A 486-nucleotide genomic window follows, 5' to 3' on the forward strand; every position below is an offset into this window, starting at 1 on the left:
TGGTGCAAAAATCCCAAGACTCTTGCAAGTAATCTCCTAATCTTGGACATACTGATAGTATGACTCTAAAAAAGGTGCGTAATCAGTATGGAAAAGGAAAATTTGTTTAAATGGAAGCATTATCAGCCTGAACTAATCTTATTAACAGTAAGGTGGTACCTACGGTACAATTTGAGCTTCCGTAACCTGGTGAAAATGATGGAGGAAAGAGGATTATCAATTGCTCATACAACGATTATGCGCTGTGTTCATCAATATGGATCTCAATTAGAAGAGAAAGTACGACATCATCTTAAATTAATAAATGACTCATGGAGGGTCGATGAAACATATATCAAAGTAAAAGGTCAATGGATGTACTTATACCGTGCAGTCGATTCAGAAGGGTATACAATTGATTTTTATCTAAGTAAATCAAGAGATACACAAGCAGCCAAGCGCTTTTTCAAGAAAGCCTTGGCTTTTTCGTATGTTTCTAAACTTCGC

Annotated in this window: 1 protein-coding gene; it reads left to right on the plus strand. The window is 36.2% G+C overall.

Annotation, left to right across the window (positions count from 1 at the left end; all coding sequences use genetic code 11):
* Nucleotides 1-87: 87 nt before the first annotated feature.
* A partial coding sequence (locus U860_RS0130380) for an IS6 family transposase (RefSeq protein WP_115610372.1) occupies nucleotides 88-486 on the plus strand: 399 nt, incomplete at its 3' end.

The sequence above is a fragment of the Bacillus sp. H1a genome (genome assembly GCF_000633475.1).
Taxonomy (GTDB): Bacteria; Bacillota; Bacilli; order Bacillales; family Bacillaceae_G; genus Bacillus_A; species Bacillus_A paramycoides.